Here is a 12,426-nt window from a genome sequence, read left to right as displayed (position 1 = left end):
AGAGAGGCGAAATGGCACAAGGTAATCAAGAGAGTGAGATCAGTCTTCAATCTGCAACAGGAGATTCCAAGAGTTATGTGGTTGCCGGAGCGATTCTGCATTGCAGTTGTGGTACACAGCGTACCCGATTAAAGATTCCATTTAGTCATGGCGTTTACATCAAAGGCAAGGCTCAGTTGACAGTTGAAGATTATGTACCTGGAGTCCATATTGGATCATTTGGGAATTGCTCCAATATGGAGAATCCGGCTGTATCCAACAGTATGATGGTAGATATCTATGGAGTGAAAAAAGCACCGTGTGTACCCGTATTGACTATGCCTTGGCTACATGGCAAAGGAGATGCCAAGGTGGAAGGGAAAGCTGCTCTACTTGGTCACTGTACGCATAAGTGTCTGTATGGTGGAGATATCGTCATCGAGGATGACGGACAGCAGCTGGATTTTTGAGATGAGCGAATTCAAGAAAAAGGTACAGGAACGCATCGGATACGAACAACTCCGTTTATATTGGCCGTATAAAGTGCAATGGCTGGAAGAAATCCGAATTATCCGACAGATTAATGAGCATGCGAAGTTATATATTAGCGGCGTTATACCGGAGGAAGAAGGACCAGACATCCTTCATGTCCAGGCTGAAGGAGAACCGATTGTACTAAGACAGCTAGATGAAATGGGGAAATCTGTAAGGCGTCTGTTTCATGGCGTGATGACCTCATTAACTATACATTTAGTTGGTGGTATATACCGATTCGAGCTAGAGGCCATATCGAATACATATCAGATGGACATTGAAATATCCGAGCGAGCATTCCAGAACAGGGCGATGTCCTATGGCGAATTAGTTAAATACGTGATGAAGGCGTATACCTACTCGGATGTAATTGATAATGTCACAGAGAATACCCAATTGGGAGAACTTGTTTTACAATATAGAGAAACCGACTGGATGTTTCTGAGACGTTTGGCTTCCCGGTTTGGTACCGTACTGGTGCCTGAGGTGACAGCGGCTTCACCGAAATTATTCTTCGGGTTACCCATGGGCAAGTTGTGGAAATGGCCTCTGGATCGTCCATATCATGTCAAAAAAGAAATGGGCCATCTCAGTTGGCATGGGGATGAGCAGCATCGGTATATGATGCAGGATCCCAAAGGTACACAGGGGGCGCTCATCTATACGATGGAGTGTTATGAAACCTATGCTTTGGGTGATAAAGTCGAACTGCCTGATGGGAAAGAATTAACGGTAACTCAAGCGGAATCCCGATTGGAATCCGGATTGCTTATGACTACATATCGTATGATGTTAGAAGATCATATGCGGGTTCCACGATCCGATCTTCTGGATCTCATTGGCCTCTCCTTGTACGGTGAAGTAATCCGCATTATTGGTGATCGTGTACAGATGGAACTGTATATCGAAGATGGTCCGATTAAAGCAGAATCTTCCTGTCCATATCCTTTATCGACATCTTACGTCGCCGAAGGTCACAGCGGACTCTACCTGATGCCAGAGATTGGTGACACGGTGGAACTATACATTCCCGGAAGTCGCGAGTCCAAGGCTTATATTCGTCATGCAGTGCCCGAAAGCAAGCGTTCGGTTTCCGGTGGAACGCAACACAAACTGTGGGGCCATCCTGACGGACCATCTATTGGTATGTCATCGGATGAGGTGACCGTACAGGCTGGAGCTGGATTAGTCATCACACTGAATGACCAAGGTGTAATGATGCAGAGTGCAGGTAACATCTCGATTCAGGGTGGCAGTCTATCACTTAAAGCAGGTCAGATTAAAGCAACCGCCCCTGAAGCAATTTGGCTTCTTGGCGGAGGAAGCAGCTTTATATTGGATGGACAAGCTGATGTTCGTGCTGGACTGCTTCAACAGGAAGGCAGCCATAAGGCACCGGTCGTGGTAGCTGATTTGCCGCCAGAGCCGGAGCCGCCCCTTATTCCGCTTGAACAATATGAGGCAGCTCAAGCAGCAGCTGCAGCCGAAGCAGCTGCTATGCAGCCTTCCGTGGTTAACATGAAGGAGGTCTCCCTGTTTGGTGCAGCGGTCGCCATGGCGGGCATGATTCCCGTTTTGGGTATGCTTGGAGGTGCACCAGCCATTGCGGCACAGGCCGTTGTCGTTGGCGCTGCAGCAATCGGCTTGATCGGGAACATCCCAAGTGCAGGATCCTTTAAGCCTTCGGCCCTACAACTTCTGAATCATCTGAATGGTGATTTCGTGGGCAAGATGCAGCAAGAAGAGGCTTATAAGCACCAATTATTTGGTAAAGTTGTCTCAGCAGCACGAGAGTTAAGCACAGCTACTTCCTTTATGGATTTTGTGAAGAAACTGCATCAGCAGGAAAAGGAAATTAGCCAGATGTATTATCAGATTCCAGGCAATACGAGGGAGCATTGGGCTCATCAACAGGTTGACCAAGAGTTGAAGGAAGCACTCGTGTATTATGGGGATGTGAAGCAGAATGACATTAAATATGAACTCTTTTTTGGCCCTTATCATAACGGCATTGCTCGAGATATCGGAAGAATAGACATCACCGCCGAGGAAATGGGTGACTATAATTACTGGCAGAAACAGAATCTGACGGTCGAACAGAAGAAGTATCTTGCCCGGCGAATTATGGCTCCCATGAGCGAAGAAGAATTATCTACCCTGATGGGTGAATTCGAGCAACACGAGATGACTATGAAAGGATTGGACGGGGAGTTCAATGGATTTACGGGCAGAGTAAGCACGAAAAAGGGTTCTTCAGGTGTACCCGAACCCTCAGACCATCCAGGAACAACAGGTTCTCCAAGTGCTGCTTCTAAAGGAACAACGACGACAGACAAACCGGCTACAAGTAAAACAAAGACATTTGTGAAAAAGTCAAAAGATGTGATGGTTAAAGCCGTCAGCGATTATTATAAAGCGAACCAGGTCATCCGGTTTCAGCCTTGGGGCAACTTGGGAAAAAACAAGCCCAAAGAGTCGGGGACTGCCGGGGAAGTGGGTTCTGGAGGGAAAACAAGCTCGAACGCTGGGAATAAGTCAAGCGACGGGGCAGGAACAAGTTCCTCCAGCAATGGCAAGAAACCGAATCAGACCCCGAGCAGCAGTAAGAAGTCTTCATCGTCAGGTGAAACGGATGCTACTGCATCGAGTCCAGGTATAGGGAAGAAGTCTGGCGACGGTGAAGGCACAAACTCACCAAGCAGTGGCAAGAAAACGGGTCAGACACCGAATACTAGTAAGAAGTCCAAATCATCGGGTGAAACGGATGCTACTGCATCGAGTCCAGGTACAGGGAAGAAGCCTGGCGATGGTGAAGGAACAGAATCATCAGGTAGTGGCAAGATAGAGGATCCAACTCCGAATACCAGTAAGAAGACCCAAACATCCGGAGAACCGGATACTGCAGGATCAAATACAGGTACAGGGAAAAAGTCGAGCGAGGGTGAAGGAACAAGCTCATCTAGCGCTAACAAGAAAGATAATCAGATTCCCAACAGTCATAATCAGTGGAAACAAGATTCATCGAAGAAAAAAGGAAAAGATGATAAAAAGAAAAAAGAGGAGGAAAAACGTAAAAGGGAAGAGGAAGAAAGACAAGAAAGTGAATCAGAGGCTGAGGGGACGGGACAAGCTGTTATACCGCCACCAATAGTCTATGAAACAGTTAAGTATGGAGATCATTTTACAAGAAAGAATAGAAAAAAAGTTTTAAAACCAAATATAGAATACACATCACCAGATGGTTATAATTATCGTACGGACAGTCAAGGGCGTATTATTGAATGTGAAGGAGCACTTGTGCTTGGTAAAGGAGACCGTAGTGAATATGCCCAGAGGACGGTAGGAAAAGGGCAAGGTAGGTTACCTGATGACGATGGTGGACACTTGATAGGGGCACAGTTTAAAGGACCAAAGGATATCGATAACTTAGTGCCACAGAATAGCCAAATTAATCGAAGTGGCGGAAAATGGTATGAAATGGAAACTGAATGGGCGAATGCTCTGAATGAAGTACCACCTAAAAAAGTTACTGTGAAAATTGAACCAGTCTATTCAGGAAGTTCAATGAGACCACATTCATTCGAAGTAACTTACCAAATAGGGAAGAAAAAAGAAGTTACTATTACAATACAGAATCAACCGGGAGGTTAGTAGAATGGAACAGCAGATGAATGATTTATATAGAGAGATAGCAGAAACAATAAATGAATTGATACCTGAAGATTGGGAAAATTTTTATTTTAATGGCGAGGTAGAAAATGGAGAAGGGGGTGTTTTCTTTTTCTTCAAACCAATAAATAAACATGATTATGTTTATTGCCGAGATATTTTGAAGAATTACAATATTAATTCAGAAATATATAAAAAAACTATGAGAAAGTTGTTGAAAGTTACCAATGATCTAAAAAATATATTTATAGAAGATGGACAAGAGCCTTGGTTTTCAATAACCATGAAACTTACATCTGAAGGAAAATTAAATATAATATACGACTATACAAAATGGGGAGAATCCAATTTTGGCCCTTCAGACAGGTTAGAATATTGGGAAAGTAAATATCTGAATAATATTCCACAAGAAGAGAATGACAGAATAAAGATCGAAAAAATGAAGCAGTTTGAAGAAGCGAATTAAATGCCATTTTTCTTTGGTAGGACTACCCAGTGCCGATTACATCCATCATTCGACCAATAACACAACTAACCCATGTAATACCCGTATAAAGATTTCATCATTTCGGTTGTACGCAAATCAATTGCTTTAATTTTATAATTTAAATAACGCTATTCCTATACATCAAACAGGTTAATTATGGTCAGATACCACCATGATTGACCTCTTTTTTATTACCTTCGTTTTCTCACAACTTTTAAATAAGCTGATGATCAGTCAAGACAACGGAGTAAGGTATTCAATCAATCAACTGGATACTCCAGATGATATAAGTAGTAAATTTGATTTATCCAGTGTAGAAGGGTATGAGCGAAAAATCGATAATACAAAATATTATGATCATGATAAGGGTGATTTTGGCGAGGAAGTTGCGAAAAAAATCGCAATAAACAACAATCTGGGTAAGGATATTTCCGATCAATTTCAAGTTGGTAGGAACGGCATAGATGGAGCCTTTTTGTCCAAAGGTCCGCCTCCTAAATTAACCATGATTGAGGCTAAGACTTCCGAGTGGGGAAATTTCAATTATTCAACAGAGCAAAAACTGGGTGGTGCTAAATATTTTGAAGTGATGTCAAGCTGTAAAAATAAAAGTTTTGCGGATTTTAAAGCAAAGTACAAGAAACTTTTAAAAGATAACCCAGGGTTGGAGTTTGAGTATATCAGAGTAGAGGTTGATATTTCGAAAACTTCGGTTGGTTTTGGAGTAGATGTTGTAAAAGTAAAAGATTGGAGTAAGGAGATAAAATAAAACTTAAGGAGAACACAATGGTTAATTCAAAAAAAATGCATTTGGCCTACAAAAGGTATGTCAAAAACTTTTTTGGTAGTAATGCCGTAAATGAATACGAAGAAGGTAAAAATGAGATTGTTGAAATCATCGATATTAATGATACAGAGAGAGATCACATTCTATTAATTGATATGGATAATATATCTTCCTTTTGGTTAGATGTGTGGAAAAATGACGTATTGATTAAAAACGGTCGAAATGTAAGTGCGCTAAAAAAAAACCAACAAATAAAATTTTATCAGTGCATGGGTAGGCATATTTATAGAGAGCGTTATCCGAGCCTGAAATTGATTGATTATTCTTTCGAGTATAGCATCATCGCATTAATACACTTCAATTTATACGGATGGGTAAAAGAGGAAAAGATATTTTTTGATTTTATAGTCAAATATCTTGGAGATAATTTAATGGAAGCGAATGATTGGAATCAACATATCTGGTTTTTACTAGAGTTATATCTCCAACATACCAAGCAAGAAATTGAGGGAACTAATGAATATGTTCACTTGGCTGTGAAATCCGCATTAACAAATCGGGAACAGCCATGTGGCTTGATTCCCGAAGAACTTGGAATCTACAGAGAAGTATTGGAACAATGGAATACACCTGATGTGGATGAAATTACGCATTTAATTGGAAGAATGTCCGAACATCATTCCACGCTTGCTTCAGAGTTAGGAAAATCGCTTGAGTTTGGAAATTATGATTACGCTTTTTATCCTTATGAAATTTTGTATTTGCTTCATGTGAGAAAAAAACAAGGTCTGCCCAATCCAAGTCATTTTGATGATTTCCTGATGAACTTACCGGAGGCTAAAATGAACATTCAAGATCCTGAACCGTATCCAGAATGGGATCCCGTTTTACGAATGATTGATGACTTCTATCGCAAAAACTATCCAGAGTATATCCCAAACCACCATGGAGTTCTGTTTGAATAGGAGAGGAGGAAGACTGCATGGCAGATGAAGATTTGGTGCCGTTAATTTTCGATGATACAGAGGATATCGACATAATTTTGAATGATCCGGATGAATCACTGGCGTATTATAGTATGCTGAATCATGGCTTAGCGACCAAACGGTTTTTATTTCTGGACTACAAAGGAGAAGTGGATCAGGAAATCGTCAATTACATCTTAGACTATGAGTATGCCTATGATATCGAATTGGGAACTGCAGATCAGCTAGAAGAGTTGGGAGAGTTTGACTACAAATATCTCCCTGAGAAAATTAGGGAGGTAAACAAGCTGATTTCTCGAAAAGGATATGGTTTATTCTCCTATCCGACAGCAGGAGACTTCTATGCATTGTTCATCGCCGAACTTAAGCATGAGGGTGCGCTAACCGAAGTGGATTTACTAGAAGATGAAGATATTCCTGAAAAAGAGCGTCATATCCAGTTGTATATTTAGTTCAGAGATAAGTCAGACAGGCTCCAGTTATTTGACTGGGGCTTATTTGTTTTGAGGTTTTTTAGAAAGGGTTAATCTTGCGTTTTAAAAGTCAAAACTCTGATCAACTATATGATCCATAAAGTCTTAAGAATTAAATTCAGTGAAACATAATAAGAAAAATGACTAAAGATTTGGATAAACAGTATGGAGTCCGGGTTGCTCATGACTGCACATCGTATGATGCTAGAAGATCATCATATGCGAAAACCACGATCTATCTGCTCTTGATGCCAGAGCTTGGTGACACGGTGAAACTGTACATTCCCGGAAGTCGCGAGTCCAAGGCTTATATTCGTCATGCAGTCCCCGAAAGCAAGCGTTCGGTTTCCAGTGGAACGCAACACAAACTGTGGGGCCATCCTGACGGACCATCTATTGGTATGTCATCGGATGAGGTGACCGTACAGGCTGGAGCTGGATTAGTCATCACACTGAATGACCAAGGTGTAATGATGCAGAGTGCAGGTAACATCTCGATTCAGGGTGGCAGTCTATCACTTAAAGCAGGTCAGATTAAAGCAACCGCCCCTGAAGCAATTTGGCTTCTTGGCGGAGGAAGCAGCTTTATATTGGATGGACAAGCTGATGTTCGTGCTGGACTGCTCCAACAGGAAGGCAGCCATAAGGCACCGGTCGTGGTAGCTGATTTGCCGCCGGAGCCGGAGCCGCCCCTTATTCCGCTTGAACAATATGAGGCAGCTCAAGCAGCAAATGCAGCCGAAGCAGCTGCTATGCAGCCTTCCGTGGTTAACATGAAGGAGGTCTCCCTGTTTGGTGCAGCGGTCGCCATGGCGGGCATGATCCCCGTTTTGGGTATGCTTGGAGGTGCACCAGCCATTGCGGCACAGGCCGTTGTCGTTGGCGCTGCAGCAATCGGCTTGATCGGGAACATCCCAAGTGTAGGATCCTTTAAGCCTTCGGCCCTACAACTTCTGAATCATCTGAATGGTGATTTCGTGGGCAAGATGCAGCAAGAAGAGGCTTATAAGCACCAATTATTTGGTAAAGTTGTCTCAGCAGCACGAGAGTTAAGCACGGCTACTTCCTTTATGGATTTTGTGAAGAAACTGCATCAGCAGGAAAAGGAAGTTAGCCAGATGTATTATCAGATTCCAGGCAATACGAGGGAGCATTGGGCGCATCAACAGGTTGACCAAGAGTTGAAGGAAGCACTCGTGTATTATGGGGATGTGAAGCAGAATGACATTAAATATGAACTCTTTTTTGGCCCTTATCATAACGGCATTGCTCGAGATATCGGAAGAATAGACATCACCGCCGAGGAAATGGGTGACTATAATTACTGGCAGAAACAGAATCTGACGGTCGAACAGAAGAAGTATCTTGCCCGGCGAATTATGGCTCCCATGAGCGAAGAAGAATTATCTACCCTGATGGGTGAATTCGAGCAACACGAGATGACTATGAAAGGATTGGACGGGGAGTTCAATGGATTTACGGGCAGAGTAAGCACGAAAAAGGGTTCTTCAGGTGTACCCGAACCCTCAGACCACCCAGGTACAACGGGTTCTCCGAGTGCTGCTTCTAAAGGAACAACGACGACAGACAAACCGGCTACAAGCAAAACAAAGACATTTGTGAAAAAGTCAAAAGATGTGATTGTTAAAGCCTTCAGCGATTATTATAAAGAGAGCCAGGTCATCCGGTTTCAGCCTTGGGGCAACTTGGGAAAAAACAAGCCCAAAGAGTCGGGGAATGCCGGGGAAGTGGGTTCCGGAGGGAAAACAAGCTCGAACGCTGGGAATAAGTCAAGTGACGGGGCAGGAACAAGTTCCTCCAGCAATGGCAAGAAACCGAATCAGACCCCGAGCAACAGTAAGAAGTCGCAATCGTCAGGTGAAACGGATGCTACTGCATCGAGTCCAGGAACAGGGAAGAAGTCTGGCGACGGTGAAGGCACAAATTCACCAAGCAGTGGCAAGAAAACGGGTCAGACACCGAGTACTAATAAGAAGCCCAAATCATCGGGTGAAACGGATAGTACAGGTTCAGGTTCAGGTACAGGTACAGGGAAGAAGCCTGACAATGGTGAAGAAACAGGATCATCAAGTAGTGGAAAGATAGAGGATCCAACTCCGAATACCAGTAAGAAGACCCAAACATCCGGAGAACCGGATACTGCAGGATCAAATACAGGTACAGGGAAAAAGTCGAGCGAGGGTGAAGGAACAAGCTCATCTAGCGCTAACAAGAAAGATAATCAGATTCCCAACAGTCATAATCAGTGGAAACAAGATTCATCGAAGAAAAAAGGAAAAGGTAAAAAGGGTGAAGAAGCTGAAACGAAGCCAAAAGAAATGGATACACAGGATGGAAAGGAAGGGGTCTCAAGAAAATCTGAGAATAGTAATACAAAGATAAATAAACAAGGCTTGACTCTAGAACAAGATCAGTACTTTAGACAGAAAATAGACGAAGCAAAATCACGTGGAGATCAGAAGGCAGCAGATGATGCCAGATATGAACGCTACTGCGCTGAAAAGAAAAGTATAGGTGAGAAGCCTTTAGATCGTAATAAATGGGATATAATTAACGAGCGCCTTAGGAAAAATAGGGAGCGGGGGAGAGAAGAAGAATTAAAGGGTAGAAAGGCATTAAAAGAATACCTTGGTCGAGAGTTAGAGGACAATAACGCTGACGAAATTGTTACTTATAAATCCAGTGAAGGTCATGTTACGCGTCCAGATAGTATAGGTCGTAACGAGAAAGGGGAGATTGATTTAGTACATGACCATAAGCATAAAACAGGCGGAGACGATCAAATCGTTCATAATGATAGTCAAATTCGGGCTGAAAGAGAAATGCTGCAAACTAAAAATGGTCGCCATATTGTAACAATATCAAGTGACAAGCCTGCATTAGATTCTAGCCCTCCTAAGCCTAGACCTAGTGGGCCTTTAGGAGAAAAGAGCGAAATCTATTATGTTGATCCAAAGACAGGGAATATAACAAGAAAGTGGCAGCCTAATCCACGCTTTCCTGGTGGAGGTAGATGGCAAAAAATATAAAAACAATATACAATTAAAATGTTTTATTAGTAAGGAGAATATCTATGAAGCCTGAGTTATTTTCGATTATAATGTACCCGACTGTTGATCTAAATCAGAGAGAAGTACTAGGCCATATACTGGATGCGTTTGAGGCAACCGAGAAATTTACTCCTACCCATTGGGGAAATAATGAGATGGTTAAAATCGGATATAACCGCAATGAAATTTTTGAAAAAGTATTCTCAGTTTGTGGCATTTCTGAAGTTCATCTATATCGCAATAAAGCTGTGAAATTTTCTGGTAGTTTTGAATTGAATATGAGTTCACGTTCTTTTTTGAAGTTCGATTTTCATAAATCAATGCCAAGAATATTGTGGCCAACGTTTTTTGAATTATCTGATAAAATTGCAGAAATTGTAAAACCTAGCTATGGAGTTACACATATTTTTGGAGAATCTTATTACCCTTGGAGTAATGAACATCAGAAACAGCATGTCTGGATGGATGCATGCTCTTATCCTGTACCTGTCCAATTTCTTCAAAATGGACCTTTAGGGGTGGGATCGCGAACATATTTTGGCTCTTATATATTAGATATGATTGATCAGGAAGTTTTACTTAATAGTCCAGGTGTAGTTTCTAAACTTAACTGGGGTGGCATCAGTATTGATATATTCAATGGGTCATTTGGAACTGAAGAAGATAGGTTAATTGATAACTGGTTACGTGTAATGAAATATTTGGAACCATCCCAAGTTTTCGCTATCCCAAGTTTTGATGAAGATCGGATGGGGGTGTCGTTCCATCCGAATATGGTTTGGAAGGAATATCTAAGAAGATGAATATGATATTTGAGAGGTGGAAGTGAATGGTTCAAAATAGAGATGAAAGAACAAGGATTATAGAAGTTTTCAATAGATCAAAATCCAATGATGAGGTCATTGATGGATTAGATATTAGCGATATGGATCTAACTTTCTTGGATTTATCACATGTTATGGCGGATGGAATGATTGCAAAAAGGGTTTTGTTAAAAGCATCTTCATTAAATGAAGCCTCTTTCTTGGATTGTGATTTTGAACAAGCTGACTTTAATAACTCCAGTTTAGAGGGAACGGATATTGCAGACTGTTCCTTTAGTAGAGCGAACTTCTATAAGGCAAATATGAAATATGCAAAAATAAACATAAGCATGTCTTCAGAAGCATGTTTTGGCGAAGTGAATTTATCTCAAGGAGAATTAATTGGATCAACTTTCATTAATTCGGATTTTCGTAATGCAAATTTATCTGATATCAACGCTAGTCAGGTGAGTTTTTCTGGTACGGATTTAAGTAAGTCTAATCTATCAAATGGAAACTTTGAAAATGGGACATTCTTGAATGCGAACTTGTCTGAAGTCAATGCTTGTAATGCTAATTTTATAGAGGGGGACTTCTCTGGAGCGACACTTTGTAATGGGAATTTTACAGCCGCTAACTTTATAGGTGCGAATCTGGAAAATGTAGTTTGGAAAGGGGCTATTGTGGAGGGGGCTCTATTTGACGAAAATGTTAAAGATAAAATAATTAAAATGTTATAACGATAAATTCTAATTGGTTAGAAGAGCCTAGTTATCTAAAAGTCAAATTAGAATAAATCAAACTAAGTATGAATTCGAAGGATTTTGATTTCAAAGGCTTATTCCAACCTGATCAAAGAGGAGGATGAGTCTTTTTTTATTGAATAATTGTTCTAAGTAATAGAGACGATAAGATTCTTATTAACCTAAAAACTAAGTAACAATGGAGCGCTGGGAATAAGTCAAGCGACGGGGCAGGAACAAGTTCCTCCAGCAATGGCAAGAAACCGAATCAGACCCCGAGCAGCAGTAAGAAGTCTTCATCGTCAGGTGAAACGGATGCTACTGCATCGAGTCCAGGTATAGGGAAGAAGCCTGGCGATGGTGAAGAAACAGGACCATCAAGAGTGGAAAGATAGAGGATCCAACTCCGAATACCAGTAAGAAGACCCATACATCCGGAGAACCGGATACTACAGGATCACATACAGGTACAGGGAAAAAGTCGAGCAAGGGTGAAGGAACAAATTCATCTAGCACTAACAAGAAAGATAATCAGATTCCCAACAGTCATAATCAGTGGAAACAAGATTCATCGAAGAAAAAAGGAAAAGGTAAAGATGATAAAAAGAAAAAAGAGGAAAAAAGGCAAAAAGGTGAATCAGAGGCTGAGGGGACGGATAAAGTTCCAAATGTAAGTCATGGAAAAGTATTCCTAACAAGAGTAATTGATTTAGAAACAGAAGGTTCTATTATTGATAAAGTTAAAGTGTTAAGAAGTAAGCTTTCTAATAGGATTAAAGGTGATCTAAATTTTGCGTATGCGAAGGTATAAATTGAAGGAATTGACAAGAATGAATTTTATTCTCATAGTAGTTTGAACGGGGATAATAAGGAAAAGACCTATGCTGGTTATTC

General features: G+C 41.3%; 9 protein-coding genes. All 9 read left to right on the top strand.

Annotated elements, in window-relative coordinates; genetic code table 11:
• The first annotated feature begins 11 nt into the window (after positions 1-11).
• Entirely contained in the window at positions 12-449 is a 438-nt protein-coding gene (locus MHI06_RS21230; RefSeq protein WP_340013881.1) for a DUF4280 domain-containing protein, read from the top strand.
• A gap of 1 nt (position 450) precedes the next feature.
• Positions 451-4,164 carry a DNA/RNA non-specific endonuclease gene (locus MHI06_RS21225; RefSeq protein WP_340398996.1) on the top strand — a complete coding sequence of 1,238 codons (3,714 nt, stop codon included), beginning with the start codon at positions 451-453 and terminating at the stop codon, positions 4,162-4,164.
• Positions 4,165-4,168: 4 nt separating this feature from the next.
• Positions 4,169-4,648, top strand: coding sequence for an immunity protein YezG family protein (locus MHI06_RS21220; RefSeq protein WP_154897029.1), 480 nt, complete (start codon positions 4,169-4,171; stop codon positions 4,646-4,648).
• Positions 4,649-4,841: 193 nt separating this feature from the next.
• Positions 4,842-5,438 (top strand): hypothetical protein, encoded by a 597-nt coding sequence (locus MHI06_RS21215; RefSeq protein WP_340398995.1) that lies wholly within the window; start codon positions 4,842-4,844, stop codon positions 5,436-5,438.
• Between the two features lie 17 nt (positions 5,439-5,455).
• Complete coding sequence (locus tag MHI06_RS21210; protein ID WP_340398994.1) at positions 5,456-6,421, top strand: hypothetical protein; 966 nt, start codon at positions 5,456-5,458, stop codon at positions 6,419-6,421.
• A gap of 17 nt (positions 6,422-6,438) precedes the next feature.
• Complete coding sequence (locus MHI06_RS21205; protein ID WP_221821884.1) at positions 6,439-6,894, top strand: hypothetical protein; 456 nt, start codon at positions 6,439-6,441, stop codon at positions 6,892-6,894.
• A 161-nt stretch (positions 6,895-7,055) separates the two neighbouring features.
• Entirely contained in the window at positions 7,056-9,965 is a 2,910-nt protein-coding gene (locus MHI06_RS21200; RefSeq protein ID WP_340398993.1) for a hypothetical protein, read from the top strand.
• A gap of 44 nt (positions 9,966-10,009) precedes the next feature.
• A complete protein-coding gene (locus MHI06_RS21195) occupies positions 10,010-10,789 on the top strand; it encodes a hypothetical protein (RefSeq protein WP_340398992.1) in 780 nt (259 codons plus the stop codon).
• Positions 10,790-10,815: 26 nt separating this feature from the next.
• On the top strand, positions 10,816-11,529 hold the full coding sequence (locus tag MHI06_RS21190) for a pentapeptide repeat-containing protein (protein WP_340398991.1): 714 nt from the start codon (positions 10,816-10,818) through the stop codon (positions 11,527-11,529).
• The last annotated feature ends 897 nt before the right edge of the window (positions 11,530-12,426 follow it).

Origin of the sequence: Paenibacillus sp. FSL H8-0079 (assembly GCF_037991315.1) — a bacterium.
Taxonomy (GTDB): Bacteria; Bacillota; Bacilli; order Paenibacillales; family Paenibacillaceae; genus Paenibacillus.
The sequence above is the reverse complement of the archived record's forward strand: the minus strand, read 5'-3'. Positions and strand labels throughout refer to the sequence as shown.